Annotated in this window: 17 protein-coding genes and 3 tRNA genes; 16 read left to right on the top strand and 4 right to left on the bottom strand. The window is 66.9% G+C overall.

Annotated elements, in window-relative coordinates:
* Positions 1-549 precede the first annotated feature (549 nt).
* The 9 genes from dnaA to ACGF7Y_RS10005 all read left to right on the top strand — a co-directional run bounded on the left by dnaA (position 550) and on the right by ACGF7Y_RS10005 (position 14448).
* Complete coding sequence (dnaA, locus tag ACGF7Y_RS10045; protein ID WP_393231624.1) at positions 550-2490, top strand: chromosomal replication initiator protein DnaA; 1941 nt, start codon at positions 550-552, stop codon at positions 2488-2490.
* 874 nt (positions 2491-3364) lie between these two features.
* Entirely contained in the window at positions 3365-4540 is a 1176-nt protein-coding gene (gene dnaN / locus ACGF7Y_RS10040; RefSeq protein ID WP_357040996.1) for a DNA polymerase III subunit beta, read from the top strand.
* A gap of 243 nt (positions 4541-4783) precedes the next feature.
* Positions 4784-6064, top strand: a complete 1281-nt coding sequence (gene recF, locus ACGF7Y_RS10035) for a DNA replication/repair protein RecF (protein WP_393231621.1) — start codon at positions 4784-4786, stop codon at positions 6062-6064.
* A 358-nt stretch (positions 6065-6422) separates the two neighbouring features.
* The gene (locus tag ACGF7Y_RS10030) at positions 6423-6992 is read left to right on the top strand and encodes a DUF721 family protein (RefSeq protein WP_393231619.1); all 570 of its coding nucleotides are present in this window, start codon (positions 6423-6425) and stop codon (positions 6990-6992) included.
* A gap of 135 nt (positions 6993-7127) precedes the next feature.
* A complete protein-coding gene (locus ACGF7Y_RS10025; RefSeq protein WP_393231616.1) occupies positions 7128-8039 on the top strand; it encodes an alpha/beta fold hydrolase in 912 nt (303 codons plus the stop codon).
* A 299-nt stretch (positions 8040-8338) separates the two neighbouring features.
* Positions 8339-10384 carry a DNA topoisomerase (ATP-hydrolyzing) subunit B gene (gene gyrB, locus ACGF7Y_RS10020; RefSeq protein ID WP_357040985.1) on the top strand — a complete coding sequence of 682 codons (2046 nt, stop codon included), beginning with the start codon at positions 8339-8341 and terminating at the stop codon, positions 10382-10384.
* 52 nt (positions 10385-10436) lie between these two features.
* Positions 10437-12956: a DNA gyrase subunit A gene (gene gyrA / locus ACGF7Y_RS10015; RefSeq protein ID WP_393231614.1), complete on the top strand. Its 2520-nt coding sequence runs from the start codon at positions 10437-10439 to the stop codon at positions 12954-12956.
* Positions 12957-12995: 39 nt separating this feature from the next.
* On the top strand, positions 12996-14216 hold the full coding sequence (locus ACGF7Y_RS10010) for a DUF3566 domain-containing protein (RefSeq protein ID WP_393231612.1): 1221 nt from the start codon (positions 12996-12998) through the stop codon (positions 14214-14216).
* 158 nt (positions 14217-14374) lie between these two features.
* Positions 14375-14448: transfer RNA gene (locus ACGF7Y_RS10005), tRNA-Ile, on the top strand.
* 209 nt (positions 14449-14657) lie between these two features.
* Here ACGF7Y_RS10005 and ACGF7Y_RS10000 read toward each other — a convergent pair.
* A tRNA-Ala gene (locus ACGF7Y_RS10000) sits at positions 14658-14730 on the bottom strand.
* Positions 14731-14934: 204 nt separating this feature from the next.
* Between ACGF7Y_RS10000 and ACGF7Y_RS09995 the strand changes: the two genes are divergently transcribed.
* Complete coding sequence (locus ACGF7Y_RS09995) at positions 14935-17136, top strand: MMPL family transporter (RefSeq protein WP_393231609.1); 2202 nt, start codon at positions 14935-14937, stop codon at positions 17134-17136.
* A gap of 22 nt (positions 17137-17158) precedes the next feature.
* Here ACGF7Y_RS09995 and ACGF7Y_RS09990 read toward each other — a convergent pair whose 3' ends face one another.
* Complete coding sequence (locus ACGF7Y_RS09990; protein WP_393231607.1) at positions 17159-17794, bottom strand: TetR/AcrR family transcriptional regulator; 636 nt, start codon at positions 17792-17794, stop codon at positions 17159-17161.
* 133 nt (positions 17795-17927) lie between these two features.
* Here ACGF7Y_RS09990 and ACGF7Y_RS09985 point away from each other — a divergent pair, with 133 nt between their 5' ends.
* The 6 genes from ACGF7Y_RS09985 (at position 17928) to ACGF7Y_RS09960 (ending at position 22317) form a co-directional block, all read left to right on the top strand.
* Positions 17928-19061, top strand: coding sequence for a VOC family protein (locus ACGF7Y_RS09985; RefSeq protein WP_393233101.1), 1134 nt, complete (start codon positions 17928-17930; stop codon positions 19059-19061).
* Positions 19058-19993, top strand: coding sequence for a fumarylacetoacetate hydrolase family protein (locus ACGF7Y_RS09980; RefSeq protein ID WP_393231604.1), 936 nt, complete (start codon positions 19058-19060; stop codon positions 19991-19993). Before ACGF7Y_RS09985 ends, ACGF7Y_RS09980 begins: the two co-directional genes overlap by 4 nt.
* A complete protein-coding gene (locus ACGF7Y_RS09975) occupies positions 19990-20208 on the top strand; it encodes a hypothetical protein (protein WP_393231602.1) in 219 nt (72 codons plus the stop codon). Before ACGF7Y_RS09980 ends, ACGF7Y_RS09975 begins: the two co-directional genes overlap by 4 nt.
* The gene (locus ACGF7Y_RS09970) at positions 20205-20561 is read left to right on the top strand and encodes a DoxX family protein (RefSeq protein ID WP_393231599.1); all 357 of its coding nucleotides are present in this window, start codon (positions 20205-20207) and stop codon (positions 20559-20561) included. The genes ACGF7Y_RS09975 and ACGF7Y_RS09970 overlap by 4 nt, the downstream gene beginning before the upstream one ends.
* A complete protein-coding gene (locus ACGF7Y_RS09965) occupies positions 20558-22135 on the top strand; it encodes a bifunctional 3-(3-hydroxy-phenyl)propionate/3-hydroxycinnamic acid hydroxylase (RefSeq protein ID WP_393231597.1) in 1578 nt (525 codons plus the stop codon). The genes ACGF7Y_RS09970 and ACGF7Y_RS09965 overlap by 4 nt, the downstream gene beginning before the upstream one ends.
* 109 nt (positions 22136-22244) lie before the next feature.
* Positions 22245-22317 (top strand) — tRNA-Ala (locus ACGF7Y_RS09960).
* A 12-nt stretch (positions 22318-22329) separates the two neighbouring features.
* Here ACGF7Y_RS09960 and ACGF7Y_RS09955 read toward each other — a convergent pair.
* Both ACGF7Y_RS09955 and ACGF7Y_RS09950 read right to left on the bottom strand, forming a co-directional pair.
* On the bottom strand, positions 22330-23127 hold the full coding sequence (locus tag ACGF7Y_RS09955) for a hypothetical protein (RefSeq protein ID WP_393231594.1): 798 nt from the start codon (positions 23125-23127) through the stop codon (positions 22330-22332).
* A 123-nt stretch (positions 23128-23250) separates the two neighbouring features.
* A complete protein-coding gene (locus tag ACGF7Y_RS09950) occupies positions 23251-23763 on the bottom strand; it encodes a type VII secretion system-associated protein (protein ID WP_393231591.1) in 513 nt (170 codons plus the stop codon).
* Between the last annotated feature and the right edge of the window lie 169 nt (positions 23764-23932).

Here is a 23932-nt window from a genome sequence, read left to right as displayed (position 1 = left end):
GGTCATCATCGGCGCGTGTCGGTCCTGGCGCACAGTCGGTCGATCACGACCTAAACGCGGTCAGCACAAGACCGCCACCGCACCAAGGGGTGACTGTACGAGGGTACTGATCGGTCCGAGACGGGTCAAACTCGACCCCCCTCTTCTACGGCCCCGGCGACCAGGCGGAATCGATCGTCCGGAGTCAGGCGTTCCGGCCATCCCCGTGAGTTCGTCCACACCCCTAGCCATCGCGTAGGCCTGGCCACTAAGGTACGTAGCCAGACGATTGCTGTAGAACCGCAGGTCGCAGCGTTGCCCTTTCCGCGCAGGCGCGCGTTTCACAGTTCCCCAGGGTTCTCCACATCTGTGGATAATTGTGTGGAAAGACCCCTGGAGTGGCATATTCGTAGGGCCGACGGTGCCCACGCCGCTGTCCTGATGGGGGACCCGGACAGCGTCCGAACCGGTTACGGACGTACGCAGGATCACGGGACCACCCCCGAGCATCACCTTCCACGCGTGCCCCGGCCGTCTGCTCCTATCGACCTACTCCGGGGAGGAAACTGCATGGACGACGAGCAGAACGTGCTGGCCACGGTATGGCCCGAGGTTGTGAGCGAGCTGACCACCGGATCGCCGGACGGCGCCATCCCTCCGGTCACCCGGGCGCAGCAGGCCTGGCTGAAACTGGTCAAGCCGCTGACGGTCGCACAGGGGTTCGCCCTGCTCTCGGTGCCCTCGTCGCTGGCTCAGGAGGCCATCGAACGCGATCTGCGCGAGCCCATCCTCCGTTCCCTCGGCCGCAGGCTCGGCCCCCAGGTGGAAGGACTCGGCGTCCGCATCGCCGCCCCGACCACCCCGACCGTCGACCGCCAGAGCAACACCCCACGGCACGCGCGGATGACGAGCAGGCCCGAGCGCCCACGAGAAGGCCGGCCTCCCGCCTCCTACCCCGGTTCGGAATTCCCCGGCCGCGACGCGTACCCGGGGCCGCGTTATGCACAACCCGCCGCCGACTTCCCCGCGGCTTCTCCTTACAACGACAGCTCCGACTACCCCGGCGCCGACTACGGGCAGGACTTCGCCCCGCCGGAGGAGTACCGCCAGCCGGAGTACGCCCATACCGACTATCCACAGCACGGTGAGTACTCCACGACGGCCGAGCTGCCCATGATGTCCGGGCCGGACGCCGCACCGCGCCGCGAACCCGGACTCCCGCCGCGCCGGGAGTCTGCCATCCCGCCGGGGCAGGAGTCACTGTTCAACCCCGAACCGTCGCCTGGCAGTGCGCGCGGCCCGCTCCGTGCACCGCTGCGCGAGACCACCGACGACGACTCGGGACCGGCGCACGATCCGGTACGTGAGCCGGTCGCCGAACGTCCGCGCGGCGATCATGACGACGAGCCCGTGGTGAACGTCCGCAACTCGTGGCCCACCTACTTCGCCAAGTCGCAGGAATCGCCCGCTCCGTCGACGTCCTCGGCCAGCCTGAACGCGAAGTACACCTTCGAAACCTTCGTCATCGGCGCGTCCAACCGCTTCGCGCACGCGGCGGCCGTGGCCATCGCCGAAGCCCCCGCCCGCGCCTACAACCCGTTGTTCGTCTGGGGCGCCTCGGGATTGGGCAAGACGCACCTGCTGCACGCGGCGGGTCATTACGCGCAGCGTCTCTTCCCGGGTATGCGGGTCAAGTACGTGTCGACCGAAGAGTTCACCAACGACTTCATCAACAGCCTGCGCGACGACCGCAAGGTCGCGTTCAAGCGCCGTTACCGCGAGACCGACATCCTGCTGGTCGACGACATCCAGTTCATCGAGGGCAAGGAAGGCATCCAAGAGGAGTTCTTCCACACCTTCAACACGCTGCACAACGCGAACAAACAGATCGTCGTCTCCTCGGATCGTCCCCCCAAGCAGCTGGCCACGCTGGAAGAGCGGCTGCGGACGCGATTCGAATGGGGACTGATCACCGATGTGCAGCCGCCGGAGCTGGAGACGCGCATCGCCATCCTGCGCAAGAAGGCGCGCATGGACCGGCTCGATGTGCCGCACGACGTGCTGGAGCTGATCGCCAGCCGGGTGGAGCGCAACATTCGCGAGCTGGAGGGCGCGCTGATCCGGGTGACCGCGTTCGCCTCGTTGAACGGCCAGCCACTGGATCTTCCGCTGGCCGAAGTGGTGCTGCGCGACCTGATGCCGGACACCGCGGCGCTGGAGATCAACGCCGCCACGATCATGGCCGTCACGGCGGAGTACTTCAACACCACGTTGGAGGAGCTCACCGGTCCCGGTAAGGCTCGCCCGCTGGCCCAAGCCAGGCAGATCGCCATGTATCTGTGCCGCGAGCTGACCGACCTGTCTTTGCCGAAGATCGGCCAGGCGTTCGGCCGCGACCACACCACGGTGATGTACGCGGAGAAAAAGGTACGCAAGGAGATGACCGAGCGGCGCCGCGTCTACGACCAGGTGCAGGAACTCACAGCCCGGATCAAGCAGCGCTCTCGCTGAGCGGTATCCACACCCGAGCACCGCCCCTGACCTGGGGCGGTGCTTTTTTGTGGGTTGTGGATTCCTCGAGGAATCCTTGTGGAGTCCTCGAGGAATCCACTGGTTTGTCCACCGATCCGCTAACAGGGCGCGGTGATCGCCTCCTCGAGTCCCCTCACAGGGAGAATTCCACAGTTTCCCCAGGCATGTTTGCGCACAGGCGCTGACCTGGGACCTGTCCGGATCGGGCCTTGTGGATTCCTCGAGGAGTCCGTGTGGAGTCCTCGAGGAATCCTCGAGCTGTCCACGATTCTGTGCACATGTGTGAACAACCGGGTGAATCCGGTGGAACAACTCGAGGACCACTCGAGGATGAATCTGGGACAACTGCGGAACCTCCACAGACCCCTCGCGTTCATCCTCGAGACACTCCACGGCCATCCCCACGGCACCACGCCCCCTGAGCAGCGGATTCGGGCGCAGTCCACAGAATCCACAGCGCCTACTACTACTTCAGTTCTTCTCATTAGAGATCTCTCTTCAAAACAGGGTGTGTGGAAAGTCGGTCGGACGCCGCACCTTCGCCGGCGGTCCCGGTTTCTGCGCAAGGACCACAGGGGATCCACGAGTGCCGAAGCCGGACCGGCATCCGTCATCCGTGCCCGCGGTATGCCCCCGACTCGGTCCCCGTGCTCCGCCCGCTCGTCCGCGCTCAGGACTCGCCTATTCATGGCGCCGGAGGGTCGGGCTAGGTGCACGTCGCTCGCGCGGGTACGGTTTGATGTCTGTCGCCTGTGCCAGACTGCGAAGGCGGCCGATTCGGCAGGACCCTTTCGAGCACCGACACTGACGAGCCGACAACAGATCACGGAACCGGGAGAGGACAGATCGGGCGATGGAGCTTGCAAGCATGAAGTTTCGGGTCGCCCGCGAGGATTTCGCCGAGTCCGTCGCCTGGGTGGCGCGCAGCCTGCCGTCCCGGCCTCCGGTTCCGGTGCTCGGCGGCGTGCTGCTGGTCGCCGACGAGGACGGTCTGACCGTTTCCGGTTTCGACTACGAGGTCTCCGCGCAGGTGCGGGTCGCGGCCGAGGTCGCGGGCCCGGGCCAGGTACTCGTCTCCGGTCGTCTGCTGGCCGACATCACCAAGGCGCTGTCCAACAAGCCCGTCGACGTCTCCGTGGACGGCACCCGCGTGCTGATCACCTGTGGCAGCGCGAAGTTCTCGCTGCCGACCATGCCCGTCGAGGACTATCCCCAGTTGCCCGAGGTGCCCCAGCAGACCGGTGAACTGAGTGTGGATGTCTTCGCCGAGGCCGTCGGGCAGGTCGCCGTCGCCGCGGGCCGCGACGACACCCTGCCGATGCTGACCGGTATCCGCGTCGAGATCGAGGGATCCAAGGTCGTTCTCGCGGCGACCGACCGGTTCCGCCTCGCCGTCCGGCACATCGAGTGGCAGCCCGCGCGCGCCGATATCGAGACTTCGGTGCTCATCCCTGCCAGGACGCTCTCGGAGGCCGCCAAGACGCTCGGGCCCTCCGACGCGCCCGTTCAGCTGTCCCTGGGCACCGGTGCGGGGTCTGACGGCCTGCTCGGCATCGTGAACGCGGGCCGCCGGACCACCACCCGCCTGCTCGACGCGGAATTCCCCAAGTTCCGCCAGTTGCTCCCCAAGGAGCACACTTCCATCGCCACCCTCGCCGTCGCCGCGCTGACCGAAGCGATCAAGCGCGTCGCGCTGGTCGCCGAACGAGGCGCGCAGGTGCGGCTGGAGTTCTCCGCCGACGGCCTGCTGCTGTCCGCGGGCGGTGACGACGCGGGCCGGGCCGAGGAGTGGCTGGAGGCCGATTTCCGCGGTGAATCGCTCACCATCGCGTTCAACCCCGGCTACCTCATCGACGGCTTGTCCGCCCTGCACTCCGACCGTGTCACCTTCGGCTTCACCACGCCGAGCAGGCCCGCGGTGCTGCTGCCCGCCTCCGACGAAGAACCCGAGGTGCTCGACTCCGGAACGTTCGCGGCGTTGTCGAGCCCGTACATCTATCTGCTGATGCCGGTCCGGCTGCCGGGCTGATCGCCTGTGCATGACCTGGTTCCGTATGGATCCGCGCCGCGTGGTCCAGCGCGGGTGAACGGTGATGCGGCTGGAAACTCCCCAGCGACGTCGGAGAAATCGGTTTACGTGCAGTTGGGGGCGAACTTTATCCACAGGTGCTCCACAGGGCTGCGGCGCGCCGTAGGGCATCCGCGCAGGACGGCGACGATGTACCGATCGGCGGGAATGTCCGCTTCGGCCCAGGCAGGGGCGCGATAGCGGATGTTCGTCCGAACTCTGTCGCTGCGTGACTTCCGCTCGTGGGAGTATGCGGAACTCGAATTATCCCCAGGTCGAACCGTTTTCTTGGGATCGAACGGCAACGGCAAGACAAACCTGTTGGAAGCGGTCGGCTACCTGGCCACGCTCGGTTCGCATCGCGTCGCCTCGGAAGCTCCGTTGATCCGCACCGGGGCCGAGCGGGCCCGGGTCGGCGCCACGGTGGTCAACACCGGCCGCGAGCTCCGCATCGATGTGGAGCTGAACCAGGGCAGCGCCAATCGCGCGCAGATCAACCGCTCACCGGTCCGCCGGACGCGGGAGGTCCTGGGGATTCTGCAAACCGTGTTGTTCGCGCCGGAGGATCTCGCGCTGGTGCGCGGTGACCCGGGCGAGCGCCGTCGATTCATGGACGAGTTGTGCACAATCCGCCTCCCCAGATTGGCCGCGGTTCGCGGCGACTACGACCGGGTGCTACGCCAGCGCTCGGCACTGCTGAAAACGGCTGGGCGGCAAGCTCGGTCCAAGGCCGATCTGAGCACCCTCGACGTGTGGGACGGGCACCTCGCCGCGCACGCGTCCGTTCTGCTCGCCCAGCGGCTGCGCTTGGTGCACGAACTCGCGCCGTATCTGGCTCGGTCCTATGCTTCGATCGCCCCGGAGTCGCGGCCCGCCGCGATCGCCTATCGCAGCGCCGCGCTGCCCCCGGAATTCCTGGACCCGGCCAGGGCGCCGCGCCCGGAGGACCAGGAGGAGCTGGAGGGGATCCTGCTGCGCGAGCTCGCCGCCGCGCGACCGAGGGAACTCGAGCGCGGCGTGTGCCTGGTCGGTCCGCACCGCGACGAACTGGACCTGATGCTGGGGGATTCGCCCGCCAAGGGGTTCGCCAGCCACGGCGAGTCCTGGTCGTTCGCCTTGGCTTTGCGGTTGGGCGCGTTCGAACTGCTGCGCGCCACCGGCGCCGAGCCGGTGCTGCTGCTCGATGACGTGTTCGCCGAACTCGACCGACGGCGCCGCGCCGCGCTGGCGGCCGTCGCGGCCGGCGCGGAGCAAGTGCTGATCACGGCGGCCGTGCCGGAGGACGTGCCCGCCGAACTCGCCGCGGCGCCGCTGCGGGTGGAAACCGCGGGCGGTCCCGACGGCCGCGTCTCCCGGATCGTCGCGGAGAACCCGTCGGGCAGCGACGATCTGGGCGGCGAACGGGAGAACGACGAGGCCACGCATCCGACGATCGAGAGCGAACGTGATCCGGTCACCGGTTCGACGGAGTCGCGGGCGCCGTAATCATCCACAGGGGAGTGGACAGGTGATCCCAGCATGCACATGCGCCGCTCCGGTCCATTACAGTGACCAGTCGTCGGTGCTACCGATCGAGTTCTCCCCAGTTGAGCCCGATTCCCCAACACCTGTGGAAAACTCGCCCGGCCAGGGGTGACCGCTCCTGTGGGACTTATTTCAGCAACCGATGAGCAAGCAGCTGAACCTGTCGGGAATCCGACGATTTGGGCGGTGAACAGATCGTTCGCTCGGCTACCCGGGCGTGTCGCGCGCACGATTCCCGGTACTGGCAACCTCGGGAAACGGCTGGGGACAACTTGATCGAAACTGGGGACAAACGACCGACTGCGGAGAGAGGGGGGCGATGAACGATCAGCCCGCGGAGCCCGGCCCCGCCGAATCCGCAGGAGCGGAGCCCGAACTGCGCGGCATCGACCTGGCGCGGCGCGCCCTCGAGGAAGCGCGCGCCGCGGCACGGGCGAGTGGCAAGGCTGTCGGTCAGGGGCGCTCCTCGCCTCAGCGCAGGCTGCGACCCGGCGCCCGCAGGCGCACCGGATGGTCCGGCGCCGGCCCCGACGAGCGCGATCCACAACCGCTGTCCAGGCTGACCGGCTCCATCGCCAAGAACCGCGGGTGGTCGAACAAGGTGGCCGAGGGCATGGTCTTCGGCCGCTGGACGAAAGTGGTGGGCGAGGACATCGCCGCGCACGCCACACCGATCACCCTGAAGGACGGCGTACTGAGCGTCTCCGCCGAGTCGACCGCGTGGGCGACGCAGCTGCGGATGCTGCAGAGCCAGATCCTGGCGAAGATCAATGCCGCGGTGGGCCAGGGCGTAGTGACCTCGCTGAAGATCTCGGGGCCTGCCGCGCCGAGCTGGCGCAAGGGTGAACGCCATATCAGAGGTCGCGGACCGCGCGACACCTACGGCTGACATCGCGAGCAGTATCTGATACTTGGTGTTACGTTTATTCCGAAAGTGGCGTTTCACGTGGAACGCGCCGGTTCGACGTCGCACCGAGCAGCTCGCGACGCCGGACCGGAATCGTGCGGGCAGAAAGACTTTTCGATGACGATCACCACGGCGGTCGGTCCGTTTCCGGCGAGCGCGACTCGGACGGTTCGCCGGGATGACGTCGAACTCGCTGTCTACGAATGCGGCAACCCCGACGGTGTGCCGGTTCTGCTGATCCATGGCTGGCCCGATACCCATCTGCTGTGGAGCCGGGTAGGGGCCCGGCTCGGCGGCCGCCATCGCGTGATCGCCTTCGACAACCGAGGCGTGGGCAGCAGCTCGGCGCCGACAGCGGTGGAGGACTATCGGATCGAGGAACTCGCGGCCGATGTCCGCGCGGTCATCGACGCGGTAGCGCCCGGCGAACGGGTGCACGTCCTCGGGCACGACTGGGGATCGGTGATCGGGTGGGAAGCGGTCGCCGCCGCGGACGCCGCATCGGTAATCGCGTCCTTCACCTCGGTGTCCGGCCCCAACCTGGACTTTCTCGGCGCCTATCTGCGTGGTCCGCTCACCCCGGCGCGGCTGCGCGGCGCCCTGGCCCAAGCCGTGGCCTCGGCCTATACCGTCGCCTTCCAGATCCCCAAGTTGCCGGATCCGGTGCTGCGGGTGCTCTCCGGCCGCTGGCCGCGTTTCCTCGCGTTCTTCGATGGCCTGGACCCCGCACTGGTGGAAACGGCGCCGACGCTGCGCACCGATATGCTCAACAGTCTGAAGCTCTACCGCGCGAACATCCGGCCTCACCTGCGTCATCCGCGGCCTCGCCCGATCGAGGTGCCCGTCCAGCTGATCGTCGCCACTCGCGACCGCGCCGTGCGGCCCGTGGCGAACGCCGAGGCCGACCGGTGGGTGCCGTGTTTGACCCGGGTCGAGATCCCGGCGCGGCACTGGTCGCCGATCTCCCACCCCGCAGAGCTGGCGCGCCACACCGCCGCGTTCATCGCTCGGGTCGACGCCCCGCGCTGATCCGGAGCGGTGAGCCGCCGACGCATCTCTCAGGCCACTTCTGATGGATCAAAACCTGCGGGAGGCGGAACCGAGTCGCCGAATTCCGATTTCTCGCATCCACGGCGCTGTGAGGGGTGTCGGAAGTGGGTTGTAAGTTGGGTGTACCAGTAGGATGGTGACGTAACTAGCGGCGATACCTTCGGCGCGTTCCGCACAGTCCGCGCGTGGACCCTGATTCTCGAGAGAATGACCAGGGTCGACGCGTGCTGTCAGATCGCTCTATGCCGGGATCAGCAAGTAAGGAGAGCTACCGACCAGTGGCTGCCAAAGACTCCACCGCATCGGGTTCGACCAGAACGACCGGGAAGCAGGACTACGGTGCCTCCTCCATCAAGGTTCTCGAGGGGCTCGAGGCGGTTCGCAAGCGTCCGGGCATGTACATCGGCTCCACCGGTGAGCGTGGTCTGCACCACCTGATCTGGGAGGTCGTCGACAACTCCGTCGACGAGGCGATGGCCGGGTACGCGACGAAGGTCGAGGTCACGCTGCTGGCCGACGGCGGCGTCGAAGTGGTCGACGACGGCCGCGGCATTCCCGTGGCGATGCACGCCCAAGGCATACCGACCATCGAGGTCGTCATGACCCAGCTGCACGCGGGCGGCAAGTTCGACTCGGATTCCTACGCGGTGTCCGGTGGTCTGCACGGCGTCGGTATCTCCGTGGTCAACGCGCTGTCGAGCCGCTTGGAAGCGGAGATCGACCACGACGGCTACCACTGGAGCCAGACCTACAAGGACGCCATCCCCGGCAAGCTGATCCAAGGCGAGCCGACCAAGAAGACCGGCACCACCATCCGCTTCTGGGCGGATCCGGAGATCTTCGAGACCACCACCTACAACTTCGAGACGGTGGCCCGCAGGCTGCAGGAGATGGCGTTCCTGAACAAGGGACTGACCATCAAGCTCACCGACGAGCGCGTCAGCGACTCCGATGTGACCGACGAGGTGGTCAGCGAAACCGCGGAGGCGCCCAAGCACGCCGAGGAGGGCACCGCGCCCGCCGAGCACAAGGTGAAGACTCGGACCTACCACTACCCGGGCGGTCTGGAGGACTTCGTCCGCCACATCAACCGCACCAAGCAGCCGATCCACAACTCGGTCGTCGGGTTCACCGGCAAGGGCACCGGCCACGAGCTCGAGGTCGCGATGCAGTGGAACTCGGGCTACTCCGAGTCGGTACACACCTTCGCGAACACCATCAACACGCACGAGGGCGGCACGCACGAAGAGGGCTTCCGCGCGGCGTTGACCACAGTGGTCAACAAGTACGCCAAAGACAAGAGGCTCATCAAGGAAAAGGACGGCAACCTCACCGGTGACGACATCCGGGAGGGCCTGGCCGCCATCGTGAGCGTCAAGGTCGGCGAGCCGCAGTTCGAGGGCCAGACCAAGACCAAGCTCGGCAACACCGAGGTGAAGTCGTTCGTGCAGCGCACCTGCAACGAGCACCTCACGCACTGGTTCGAGGCGAACCCGGCCGACGCGAAGACCATCGTCAACAAGGCGGTCTCCTCGGCGCAGGCCCGCGTCGCCGCGCGCAAGGCGCGCGAGCTGGTGCGGCGCAAGTCCGCCACCGACCTGGGTGGTCTGCCCGGCAAGCTGGCCGACTGCCGGTCCAAGGATCCGAGCAAGTCCGAGATCTACATCGTGGAGGGTGACTCCGCAGGCGGCTCGGCGAAGTCCGGCCGCGACTCGATGTACCAGGCGATCCTGCCGCTGCGCGGCAAGATCATCAACGTCGAGAAGGCGCGTATCGACAAGGTTCTCAAGAACAACGAGGTCCAGTCGATCATCACCGCCTTCGGTACGGGCATTCACGACGAGTTCGACATCAGCAAGCTGCGCTACCACAAGATCGTGCTGATGGCCGACGCCGACGTGGACGGCCAGCACATCTCCACGCTGCTGCTCACGCTGCTGTTCCGTTTCATGCGCCCGCTGGTGGAGCACGGGCACGTGTATCTCGCGCAGCCGCCGCTCTACAAGCTCAAGTGGCAGCGCAGCGATCCGGAGTTCGCCTACTCCGATCGCGAGCGTGACGGTCTGCTCGAAGCGGGGCTCGCCGCCGGAAAGAAGATCAATAAGGACGACGGCGTGCAGCGCTACAAGGGCCTCGGTGAGATGAACGCCAAGGAGCTGTGGGAGACCACCATGGATCCCGCGGTGCGGGTGCTTCGTCAAGTGACGCTCGATGACGCGGCTGCTGCCGACGAACTGTTCTCGGTCCTGATGGGCGAGGACGTCGAGGCGCGTCGCAGCTTCATCACCCGCAATGCCAAGGACGTTCGCTTCCTCGACGTATAGCCGGCGTGAGTTCACACAGCCCTGTTCACGCCAGGCCCGGTAAGGAGACCGCATGACCGAGACCACGCTGCCCCCGAATGGCGGTGCGGGCGACCGTATCGAACCGGTCGATATCCAGAACGAGATGCAGAGCAGCTATATCGATTACGCGATGAGCGTGATCGTCGGCCGTGCGCTGCCCGATGTGCGCGACGGCCTCAAGCCGGTGCATCGGCGCGTGCTCTACGCGATGTACGACAACGGCTACCGCCCGGACCGCGGTTACGTGAAGTCCGCCCGCCCGGTCGCCGAGACCATGGGTAACTATCACCCGCACGGTGACGCGTCGATCTACGACACCCTGGTCCGCATGGCCCAGCCGTGGTCGCTGCGGTATCCGCTCGTCGACGGTCAGGGCAACTTCGGTTCCCGTGGTAACGACGGCGCCGCCGCGATGCGGTACACCGAGTGCCGCCTGACCCCGCTCGCGATGGAACTGCTGCGCGAGATCGACCATGAGACGGTCGATTTCACGCCCAACTACGACGGCCGTTCCCAGGAACCCGTCGTGCTCCCGAGCCGGGTGCCGAACCTGCTGATGAACGGCAGCAACGGCATCGCGGTCGGCATGGCGACCAACATCCCGCCGCACAACCTGAACGAGCTCGCCGAGGCGATCTACTGGGCGCTGGACAATTACGACGCGGACGAGGAAGCCACGCTGGCGGCGTGCATGGAGCGCGTCAAGGGCCCGGACTTCCCCACCCATGGCCTGATCGTCGGCGGCCAGGGTATCCACGACGCCTACACGACCGGTCGTGGCTCGATCCGGATGCGCGGCGTCGTCGAGATCGAAGAGGACAACCGGGGCCGGACGACGATCGTCATCACCGAGCTCCCGTACCAGGTCAACACCGACAACTTCATCAACTCGATCGCCGAGCAGGTGAAGGACGGCAAGATCGCGGGCATCTCCGATATCCACGACGAGTCCTCCGACCGCGTGGGCATGCGGATCGTGGTGACGGTGAAGCGCGATGCCGTAGCCAAGGTGGTGCTGAACAACCTCTACAAGCACACCCAGCTGCAGACGAGCTTCGGCGCGAACATGCTCTCGATCGTCGACGGCGTGCCGCGGACGCTGCGGCTCGACCAGATGATCCGGCTCTACGTCGAGCACCAGTTGAACGTGATCATCCGGCGAACCCGCTACTTGCTGCGCAAGGCGGAGGAGCGGGCCCATATCCTGCGCGGCCTGGTCAAGGCACTCGACGCGCTGGACGAGGTCATCGCTCTGATCCGCCGTTCGGCCAACACCGATACCGCCCGGCTCGGCTTGATGGAGCTGCTGCAGATCGATGAGATCCAGGCGACGGCGATTCTCGACATGCAGCTGCGTCGCCTCTCCGCCTTGGAACGGCAGAAGATCATCGACGAACTGGCCAAGATCGAGGCCGAGATCGCCGACCTCAAGGACATCCTGGACAAGCCGGAGCGCCAGCGCGCGATCGTCCGCGACGAACTGGCCGAGATCGTCGACAAGTACGGCGACGATCGGCGCACCAGGATCATCGCCGCCGACGGCGACGTGGCCGACGAGGATCTGATCGCTCGCGAGGACGTGGTCGTCACGATCACCGAGACCGGCTACGCCAAGCGCACCAAGACCGACCTCTACCGCAGCCAGAAGCGCGGCGGTAAGGGCGTGCAGGGCGCAGGGCTCAAGCAGGACGACATCGTCAAGCACTTCTTCGTCACCTCGACGCACGACTGGCTGCTGTTCTTCACGAACAAGGGCCGGGTGTACCGGGCCAAGGCCTACGAACTGCCCGAGGCCAACCGCACCGCGCGCGGCCAGCACGTGGCGAACCTGCTGGCCTTCCAGCCGGACGAGAAGATAGCCCAGATCATCCAGATCAAGTCCTACGACGACGCGCCATACCTGGTGCTCGCCACCAGGAACGGCCTGGTGAAGAAGTCGAAGCTGACCGACTTCGACTCCAACCGCAGCGGCGGCATCGTCGCGGTGAATCTGCGCGACGAGGACGAATTGGTCGGTGTGGTGCTCTGCTCGGCCGACGACGACCTGCTCCTGGTCTCCGCGCTCGGCCAGTCGATCCGCTTCTCGGCCACCGATGAGGCGCTGCGGCCGATGGGGCGCGCCACCTCCGGTGTCCAGGGCATGCGGTTCAACGAGAGCGACGAGCTGTTGTCGCTCAATGTGGTTCGGGACGGCACATATCTGCTGGTCGCCACCTCCGGCGGCTACGCCAAGCGGACCGCGATCGAGGAGTACACCGCGCAGGGCCGCGGCGGTAAAGGCGTATTGACCATCCAGTTCGACGCGAAACGTGGCACCCTGGTCGGGGCGCTCATCGTCGACGACGACGATGAGTTGTACGCGATCACCTCCGGTGGCGGCGTGATCCGGACGGCGGCGAAGCAGGTTCGCAAGGCCGGACGACAGACCAAGGGCGTGCGATTGATGAACCTCGCGGAGGGCGATACCTTGCTTGCGATCGCGCGCAATGCCGACGAGCCCGATCCCGATCAGGTCTCCGGTGGCGGCGACACCGACTCCTCCGAGAAGTAACCCATCAGCGGCGGCAACGAACGGACCCAAGGATTCCCATTGACCACTCCGAATCAGCCGAATGACGAGCGGCACCAGACGAACGGTGTGACCGAGCGGATCGCACCGTCACCGATCCCGCCGCGGCCGATCCCACGGCCGGTCGCCTCGGCCGAGAACGGTCAGCCCGGCGGCGGCCAGCAGAGCGGCCAGCCGGTCGGTCACCCCGGTGGTGGCCAGGCCGGCGGTCACCCCGGTGGCGCGCAGCCGGGTGGTCACCCGGGCCAGCCGAACGGGCCGCAGTCCGGGGGGCACCCGGGTGGGCAGCCGGGCAACCAGCCCGGCGGCAACCAGCCGAACAACGCTCAGCAGCGCGAGATCCGCGACCAGCAGGGTGATTTCGCGCCGCAGCAGGGCGCACCGGACCTGGCGCCCGGCGGCGACGGCCAGGACCGGTTCGACCAGAAGACGGCGCGGATCAACAACCAGGCCCCGCAGTCCGCGCCCGAGAGCGAGGACAAGCAACCGGTCGGCGCCGCAGGCAACGGCGGGCAACAGTCGCCGTACCAGGACGGGTGGGCGCAGCTGCCGCAGCGGGAGCCGCAGTCCAACCTGTACCGTCCCGGTCAGGCGCCGGTCACCGGACGCCCGAACTCCGGCGGTGGGGGTCTCGGCGGCGGCACGTCCAACGCACGCACCACCGCCGACCTGGCGGCCAAGGCGGCGCGCAAGGAAGCGGCCATGGTGAAGTCGGTCGGCATCGACGGGCCCACCCGCAGCATCGCGCGCCCGGAACTGATCAAGGACATGCCCGACCTGTCCGAGATCCGGCACCCGCTGCCGCCGAACGAAGCAGGAGTTCCGCAGGCCGGGCCGGTTTCGCCCGCGGTTCCGGTCGCGGTCGCCGCGGTCGCCTCCGGGGAGCCGCTGCGGGCCACGGTGCAGATCCGGCGCATCGATCCCTGGTCGACGCTGAAGATCTCGCTCGTCATCAGCGTGGCGATGTTCTTCGTGTGGATGCTCGCGGTCGGCCTGCTCTACATCGTGCTCGAGGGCATGGGTGTGTGGGAGCGGCTGAACAACACGTTCACCGACATGGTGTCGCAGGACAGCGGCTCGGTGGGACTGATCGACGCGGGCACCGTGTTCGGTTACGCGGGCGTGATCGGCCTGATCAACGTCGTCTTGTTCACCGCGCTCGGCACCGTCGGCACCTTCATCTACAACCAGTGCTGCGATCTCGTCGGCGGTATCCAGGTCACCCTGGCCGACCCCGACTAGCAAGCAAGTCCAGCATCCACGGACGGCCGGTACCCGCCACCATTGGTCGGGTGCCGGCCGTTTCCCTTGGCCGCACGGCTTCTACCAGCCGTTTTGGTTCATCGGAGAACTGTTGTGTAGTCTCTACACGTTGTTGTTCACGCGAACAACACCACTACGGGCCTATAGCTCAGGCGGTTAGAGCGCTTCGCTGATAACGAAGAGGTCGGAGGTTCAAGTCCTCCTAGGCCCACTCCATCTTCTCTTCATCTGGTCGTCGACCATCCGAATCCCGCTGGCTCGGAAACGCGTGAAAACCACCTGAGTGGGCGCTTACTCGGACCACGACCACTCAACGCGATCACGTCCGGGAAGCCCGCTGGGCGGGGTACGAGGATTGCATTCACGAAACCGTGGAACGACAAAGGCTCATGCTCTTTGCGAGCATGAGCCTTCGAGGAGTGGAGCCTAGGGGAATCGAACCCCTAACCCCTGCCTTGCAAAGGCAGTGCTCTGCCAATTGAGCTAAGGCCCCGCAGCTGTCACGGCTTGCGCGTACAGACGCCTCGAAACGGTACCTTCTCCCCGCTGAGATGGTCAAAACGGCAGGTTGTGGCGCCGAGGTGAAGGTCGATTGCGGCGATGCCACTGTCCGGCCCGGTATGGACATTTAGGGTTGGTCGCAGCGTCACGATCCGGTTCTTCGATGTGTTGTCGGTTGCTCGATGAGAGGACCCGCATGTCTCGGTATCTGTTCGCCCTCGGCCGCACGGTCGCTCGGTTGCGCTGGTGGGTGCTGGCGGTGTGGCTGGTGCTGCTCGCCTGCGCGATCGGGTTCGCCGCGGTGAGCGGCGGCAAAACCACGGACAACTTCACCATTCCGAACACCGAGTCGCAGGATGCTGTTTCGCTGCTGAAGCAGCGGATGCCGGCCTACAGCGGCGCGCAGATGCAGGTGGTGTTCGCCACCCCGGGCTGGGCCAAGGTCACCGACTCGCAGGCGAGCGCGCAGATCCAGCAGGTCATGGCCGGGTTGCGCGGGCTGTCGCAGGTGGCCACAGTGGTCGACCCGTTCGAGGCCGAGACGATCTCACCCGATCAGCGCGTCGCCTTGGGCAGCGTCCAGTTCTCGGTGCAGGTGGGGGAGGTGACCGAGCAGACATTGGATGAGGTCGACCACCTCGCCGCGCCCGCCCGCGAGGCGGGGCTCGAGGTGGAGTTCTCCGGAGCGGTGTACCCGGGCTTCACCGCCGAGGTGCCCGAGACGCCGGAGATCCTCGGCATCGCCGCGGCCTTCGTCATCCTGCTGATCACGTTCGGGGCGGTGGTCGCCGCGGGCCTGCCCATCGTCACGGCATTGGTCGGCGTAGCGATCGGTCTGACCGCGATCCTCGGTGTGGCCGCGTTCGTCGACGTGCCCGCGGCGGCGACTTCCCTGGCATTGATGCTGGGATTGTCGTGCGGAATCGACTACGCGCTGTTCATCCTGTCCCGGCATCGGCACAACATCGTGCTGGGTCTGGCAGCGGAGGAGTCGATACCCCTGGCTGTCGGCACGGCGGGCAGTTCGGTCGTGTTCGCCGCGGTGACGGTGATCATCGCGTTGTGCGGGCTGGCGGTCGCCGGTATCCCGTTCCTCACGGTGATGGGGTTGACCGCGGCGGGCGCCGTGCTGGTGGCGATGCTGGTGGCCCTGACATTGCTGCCCGCGCTGCTCGGGTTCGCAGGCGATACGGTCGCGCGCTTCGTCTCGCCGCCGCTGCATCCCGGACGCGCCGAAGAGGTGGCGCGGATCGCGGCCTACGAACCGGAGCGCACGATGGGGCACAGCTGGGGCCGGTTCGTCACGCGCTATCGGCTGCCTTTGCTCGTGCTCGGTATCGCGGCGCTGATCGTCTTGGCGATTCCGGTCACCCGGATCCATCTCGGGTTGCCCAGCGGGGAGTCGCAGCCGGAATCGAGCACAGCGCACAAGGCTTATGACCTGGTCAACCGTTCGTTCGGTCCGGGTTTCAACGGACCGCTGCTGATGGTGACCGATCTGTCCAGGGCCGCCACCCCGGACGCCGCCCAGACGTTGACGGACAGGTTGCGCGCCGAACCCGATGTCGCCGCGGTTCAGCCCGCGGGCAGTGGTGACGGCCTGGTACTCATCCAGGTCGTGCCGACCACCGGGCCGGACGACGAGGCGACCGCGCAGCTGGTCACCCGGCTGCGCGACAACCGCGACCGGATCGAGGCGAATACGGGCGCCACCTTCCTGATCGGCGGAACGACCGCCGCGAACATCGACACCTCCAACCGGCTGGCCGAGGCGCTGCCGATCTTTCTCCTGGTCGTCGTCGGCTTGGCGCTGGTGCTGCTGACGATCGCCTTTCGCACCGTGCTGGTGCCGTTGTCCTCGATCGTCGGTTTCATCCTGTCTGTCTTCGCGGCACTGGGCGTCCAGGTCGCGGTGTTCCAGTGGGGATGGGGAGCGGCATTCTTCGGTGTGACGAAAGCGCAGACGCTGAGTTTTCTGCCGATCATCATCCTGGCGATCATCTTCGGGCTCTCCAGCGACTACCAGATCTTCGTCGTCTCCCGGATCAAAGAGGAATACAGCCGCACGGGGGACGCGACCGGGTCGGTGCAGAACGGGGTGGCACACTCGGCCCGGGTGGTGAGCGCGGCGGCGCTGATCATGTTCGCCGTCTTCGTGGCCTTCACCTGGGTCGACAACCCGGTCGTCAAGCCGCTGGCCCTCACGCTGGCGATCGGCGTGCTCCTCGATGCCTTCGTCGTGCGGCTGACGTTGGTGCCCGCGGTCATGGCCCTGATCGGCGAGCGCATGTGGTACCACCCGCGCTGGTTCGGACGTTACGTCCCCGATCTCGACATCGAGGGCACCGAACTGGACAAGGAGTTCACCGCGAGCGCCGTCCGGGCCAACAGCGGGTGACGCCTGCCGGTGCTCCGGCGGCCTAGTCGAGGGACGGCAGCGGACGCGAGCAGATCTCGTGCGCCTCGTCGGCGGGAATACCGAACATGCGCAGCAGGTCCTCGGTGACCTGATCGGTGGCGGCCGCGTCGTCGCGCTCGGGGTGATCGTGCAGCAGTTGGCCGAGGCACAGCGCGGCCCCGGACACGATCGTCATGGCCAGCTCCGCGTCAGGCGCCTGGAACCGACCGGTGCGAGCCGCGGCTTCGATATCGCGCCGAGCGCGGGGTGCGAGTCCTCTGTCGGAGGTGGTGAGCCCGAGGCCGGCGTTGAGCAGCACCTTGCTCAGGGTCGGCAGTCTGCGGTGCATACGGCCGGTCAGCCGGAAGCTCTGCGCGAAGACTTCGGCGGGGTCGTCCATGCCCTCGGTCAAGTGGTCGAGTACCGCGCCGTGCTTCTCGAGCGCTTCCTCCACCGCCGCCTGGAACAGGTCCTCCCGGCTCTGGAAGTGGTTGTAGAACGACCCCATGCCGACATCCGCGGCCTGGGTGATCTCCAGGATCGGCGCGTTCGGCTTCCCGGTCGCGATGAACGACTGGGCCGCCGTCACGAGGGCGGCTCGGGTACGGGCCTTGCGGCGCTCCAGGCGGTTGGGTTCCACCTCGGTCCGATCGGTCATGCCCGCTCCTCTCCCTGTCGGCGCCCGACCATGGTAGCGCTGCGGTTCAATAATGACGAATTCCTCAGTAATGCCTTGACTGAAAATCGCGTCGTATGTGACGATATCGTCAGACAAGGAAAGGGAGTGGTCGCTGATGGACCGTCACGACCCACACAGCGGATTGCACAGCGAGAACGGCGCGGTAGCGGGCGAACATCCGGGGCGGGCGCGCGAACCGATCGTGAAAGTGCACGATCTGGCGTGGCTCGAATTCGAGAAGCCGGACTTGGAGCGCGCCGAGGTCTTCGCGCACGCGTTCGGTTTCGCCACCTCGTTCCGCACCGGAGACGAGCTGTACTTGCGGGGCGCGGATCCGCAGGCACCGTGCGTGCTGATCCACCGAGGCGTGCGCTCACGGTTCGCCGGCCCGGCCTTTCGTGCGGCGGACACCGCAGACCTGCTCCGATTGGCCGAGGCCACAGGCCGCACGGTGGCGCCCCTGCCCGAGACCGTGGGCGGGTCGACCGTCGAGCTGACCGACCCGAGCGGATTGCGGGTGCGGGTAGTCGCCGACACCGACGAGCTCGCCGCTCTGCCCGCCCAGCAGCCGCATACGTTCAACTTCGGGCACGAAGTGGCGCGGGTCAATCGGACGCAGCGGCCGCCCCGGGTGCCCGCGCGGGTTCAGCGTCTCGGGCATGTGGTGGTGCAGACCACCAGGTATCTCGAAACGCTCGATTGGTACCTGGGGCACTTGGGGCTGATCGTCAGTGACTTCCTCTACTACCCGGGGCAACGCGAGCGCGGCCCGGTGATGAGCTTCATCCGCTGTGATCGCGGCCGGACGCCCGCGGACCACCACACGCTGGCACTGGTGCTCGGCCCGGCGAACCGGTACGTGCACTCGGCTTACCAAGTCGCCGACCTGGATGCCATGGCCGCGGGCGGGGAGTACCTGCGAGATCACGGTTACCACCGGTCGTGGGGGATCGGCAGGCACATCCAGGGCAGCCAGATCTTCGACTACTGGCGCGACCCGGAGGGATTCCTCGTCGAGCATTTCAGCGACGGCGACATGTTCGACTGCACGGTGGAACCCGGCTGGGCGCCGTTCACCGCCTCCGGGCTGGCGCAGTGGGGGCCGCCTGCCAGCAAAGACTTCCTCGGCCTCAAACCGAGCCGGGAAACCCTTCGCGAGCTGCGCACGATGGTCGACGCGCTGCGCGAGGACAACGAATTCGATCTCCGTCGCCTGCGCGGCCTGTTGAAAGTAGCCGGTTCATGAGCATTTCCGTTCTCCGCACCGCCGACGCCTGGTGGGTGGTCACACCCGCGGGCGCGGCCAGGGTCGACACCATGGCGACCACCACCGGGCAACTGCTGGCGGATCGGCAGGCGATCCGCGCGGCGTCCACGAGCAGCGAGGTCGTGCCGGTCGAGAGCCTTGCGCCGGTCTCGCCGGTGACCGCGCCGTGCCGGGTGGTCGCCCAGATGACCAACTTCGCCTCGCACGTCCGGGATTCCGGCGGTGATCCGGCGAAGGTGCCGCTGACGTTCTTCCGCAAGGCCTCGGGGTCGATCAGCGGCCCGCACGACGACGTGATCCGGCCCGCGCATGTGCGGCTGCTGGATTACGAGGTGGAGATCGGGCTCGTGTTCGGTCGCGACATGCCGGTCGGATCGGAGATCACGAGCGACAACCTGGCCCACTACATCGCCGGTCTCGTGGTCACCAACGACATCTCCGCCCGCGACGTCCAGTTGCCGAAAACCCAGTTCTACGAGGCGAAGTCGTATCCGACGTTTACCCCCGTGGGACCTGTGCTCGTGCTGCTGGAAGACGACGAGCTGAAACGGTTCACCGATCTGCGGCTGCGGTTGTGGGTCAACGGCGGCCTGCGTCAGGACATGACCGTCGCCGACATGATCTACCGGCCGTTGGAGACCCTGCGGGCATTGACCGGTTTCCAGCGCATGGACGCGGGCGACCTGCTGCTCACCGGAACCCCCGTCGGCACGGCGATCAGCGCCCCGCCCAAACCGGTCGAGATCATCGGCTCGCTGCTTCCGCCCGCGGTCAAGTGGAAGATGTTCTTCAAGAACCAGGCCAAGAACCCGAAGTATCTGCACGACGGCGACGTCATCGAGGCCGCGATAGCCACCGACGACGGCGCGATCGACCTCGGCCGTCAGCGCACCACGGTGAGGTACCGGTGACCGAGGACCTGCGGTGGCCGCCGCGCGCCGACGCAACCCGCCGGGATCTTCTCGGCGCCCTGGACGAGCCGGCCGGAGTGGGGAGTATCGCGGTCACGGTCGACGACGGCGCGAAAGTCGCCATTGTCGAGCTGGACCACACCAGCGGCGAAAGGATTGTCGCGGTGATTCCGGGTCGGTACGCGCTCGCGTGGAAACGCGGGGTGCTCCGATGAGCGTCGCATCGGTCTTGCTCGCCGCGGTGCTGGCGGTGTTCTTCTCGGCGATCGGTGTGGCGAAGATACTGGCGGTGCCGTCGATGCGGGAACGGGCCACGCACACCGGATACTCCGTCGCCGCCTACCGGGGCATCGGCTTCGCGGAGATCGCGGGCGCCCTGGGGCTCCTGCTCGGCATCGGCTGGTGGCAGCTCGGCCTCGCGGCGGGGATCGGCCTGGCGCTGTTGCTGGTCGGCGCCGTCGTCGTCCACGTGCGCATCGGCGACGGCGTCCGCGAGTTCGCCCCGGCGATCGTGGGTTGCCTCGTCGCCGTCGTGTATCTCGTGACGCTGCTGGGAGCCGCCCGGTGAACGTTCCGGTCGTGATCGTCGGCGCCGGACCCACCGGGCTCACCGCGGCCCTACTGCTCGCCCGATACGGTGTCGAGTCGCTGGTCCTGGAACGGTGGGAGCGCATCTATCCGCAGCCGCGCGCGGTGCACTTGGACGGTGAAATCCGCAGGCTCCTGGGAAGGTTGGGCGTCGGGGACGAATTCGACGCCATCTCCCGGCCTGCGCTCGGCCTGCGTCTGCTCGACCGAGATCTGCGGGTGCTCGCCGAATTCCCCCGCGATCCGGCCGGCGGCCGCAACGGGTACCCGGACGCGAACATGTTCGACCAACCGGAGCTGGAGGCGATTCTGCGTACCGCGGCGCAGCGCCATAGGGGAGTGACTGTTCGGGGTGATGCCGAAGTCACCGCGGTGACCCAGGAGATCCGCGGCGCCCGGGTCGACTTCACCGACCGGACCACCGGCGCGGCGGAGTCGATCCATGCGCGGTACGTCCTGGGCTGCGACGGGGCGAACAGCCTGGTTCGCGCATCGATCGGCGCCGAGATGCGTGAGCTGAACTTCGAGCAACGGTGGCTGGTCGTCGACGTGGCCACCACGGCCGACCTCGGAGCATGGGAAGGCGTGCATCAGGTCTGCGATCCCTTCCGCGCCGCGACCTACATGCGCATCGGAACGACACGGTATCGATGGGAGTTCCGCCTGCGTCCCGGTGAGGCAGCGGCCGACTACGAGGAAATCGGCCGGGTTCACGAGCTGATCCGCCCCTGGACCGGCGATATTCCGGTGGAGGAAGTCCAGTTGCTCCGGGTGGCCGAGTACACCTTCCGCGCGCAGCTCGCCGACCGCTGGCGGGCGGGCCGGGTCTTCCTGCTGGGCGACGCCGCCCATCTAACCCCACCGTTCATCGGCCAGGGCATGGGCGCGGGCCTGCGGGACGCGGCCAACCTCACCTGGAAGCTCGCAGGCGTGCTCGCCGGAGACCTGCCCGAACAGGTGCTGGACTCCTACGAGAGCGAACGAAAACCACACGCGCGAAACATGATTCGGCTGGCGAAGATCACCGGCATTGCGATGACCGAGGGCGGTGAACTGGGCAACCTGCTGCGCCGCCTCCTCGCTCCGCGCTTGCGCCGCCTACCCGGTTTCCACGCACTGGTCACCAGCGGCGAGACACCGCCGCTACGCCGGTCCGGGCTGGTCGCGCGGCCGCGCCTGGGTGGCGGCCGGGCGGGCCATCTGGTGCCCAACGCGGTCCTGGAGGACGGTCGTCGCTACGACGACGTCATCGGGGGCCGGTACGCGATCGTCACCGCGGTTCAACCGACCTCGGCGGACCGCGCACTGGTCAGCGAACGCGGGGGAGTGCTGGTGATAGCAGCCCCAGGGACCGATCTGCGGAGGTGGCTGCGGCGGGCCGGCGCTCGCGCGGTTCTCGTCCGTCCGGACGGCGCCGTGCAGCGCTCCGCCCGGGGCTTGCCGGGACTCTGCGCAGCCATGCCTCGATTCGGGTCGCGCGCTCGCGAGGATCGCGCCGACGGCTCGAGCCTTCCTGGGCCCGCTTCCCGCGGCGCAGTAGGGTGGATACCATGAAACTTCTGCTCACCGCCGGTGTCGCGCTTCTGGTTCTCTTCGGCATCTCCAAACTGCGCCGGCGCAGCGACGCGGACATGTGGCACGAGGTGACCACCCGCTGAAACCCGGGGCCTTAGCTCAATTGGCAGAGCACTGCCTTTGCAAGGCAGGGGTTAGGGGTTCGATTCCCCTAGGCTCCACGAACACGCAGTTCAAAGCTCGTTCCGCACGGTCGGGGGCGGGAGTTGGTCGTCGGACCCCGCGGGGGTGTCGCGAGGGGCCCGATGAACTTCCCACAGGGAGTCGGCTGCGTCTCCGACCGAAGAATCCACCTCGACGCCGACACTTGAGACCTCCTCGCGCGAGCGCCATGTCTGGGTCATCACGTCACCTTTCGCGGCGTACACGTCACGATCGATGTTCGTCCGGCTGTGCAGGTGTCCGGACATCGATGCCGCTGCGGAACCGCCGGGTCGAGCCGGGCTGCAAGACAGCAGGACCAATGGCCCCGCTCTCGTGTCCAGCGCTTGCGCCAAATGTTTGTTGGCGGCCAGCAACTCCGCGTATGTCGCTCCATCGATCTGCACCGGTTTCGATCCCCAACGCCCCGTCTTGATCGAGACATGGAACGTGCGGGCGTCGGCGTGCGCATGGGAGTAGACGGGGTCGGTGTCCGCCCACGGCGCCGCGCGCCGGCGGCCGAAGACCCACTTGGGTTTCTTCGCCTCCGGATCCTCCTTCCAGAAGGCATAGTGCACGTGATCGCTGGACCTGAATTTCGCACGCGCCCATCGCTTCTTGCTCCCGACATCGCCCCTTCTCGAAGGAAACGACACGCCTATGACGTTCCCCCGCGAATCGGTCAGGGGAATGGTGATGACGTCGTCGGCCTGGAAGCGGACGAACTGTCCTGAACGAAGATCCGCACCGACCATGCGCCGGGCCACAGGTTGTGTGTCCGAATGCCGGAAGGGAAGTGCGCCTTCCGCATCGGCGTGTTCGAGGCGCACAGCCGTCCCCCGCAGATGAGCGCCGGTGGTTGTAAGGCGGCCTGCCACCGCTCGTGCCGCGTTCTCGACAGCTGTATCCAGACGCCCGACCATCCGGGCGAATACGGGTAACACGGAGCGCTCTCACTGATTTCGGTCGGCGCCCCGCAACACCTCCGCCGCGAGACGGAATGGGGCCGGCCCGCCGGGATTGAGCAGGATATCGTTTCCCGAGGGAACCACCGAGGGAAGTTCGCTCCCGAGTACCGGCCACCAGCGGTTGGGCTCCACGTCCACCTTTTGTGCTTCCGCGGTGGCTACGAGCACACACCGAACACCGTCCGGCGCGGTGTCCACAATCGGTTTGTCCTGTTCATCGCACACTATCTCGACCACCGAGTTGCGGATCAGAGCCAGCAGTTCCTCGCCGACGGGATTGCCCGCGGCGATCGAACGCAGCAGCGCATCTGTGGGGTCGGTCGGTGTCGCTTCGTCACCGGGAAGATATGCCGGATTCGGTTGAAACGGACCGGCTTTGCCGCCCTCGTCCATCATCCAGCCGCCGATGACGGCTTCTGTGGGCGGTTCGGACCAGGGGCTGGCCCGCTTCCACCCGCGATCGAGTAACAACAGCCAGTCGTCACGCCGGATCGTCACCGGTTGCGGCTCCATCACAAACTGCCCTTCTCGACACGGTCCCTCATCGAACCGCGAGAGTCTTCGCGGTAATCATCGGTCTGGCACAGTCCGAGCTAACCTCGAATATTCCCAATATGGGGAAGTTCTGCTGGGTTCGGTGGTGTCATCGTGACGCGGAAGGTGCGAC

This window comes from Nocardia sp. NPDC047654 (assembly GCF_043205035.1).
Taxonomy (GTDB): Bacteria; Actinomycetota; Actinomycetes; order Mycobacteriales; family Mycobacteriaceae; genus Nocardia.
Note: the sequence above shows the minus strand (reverse complement) of the source record. Positions and strands in the feature narration are given on the sequence as shown.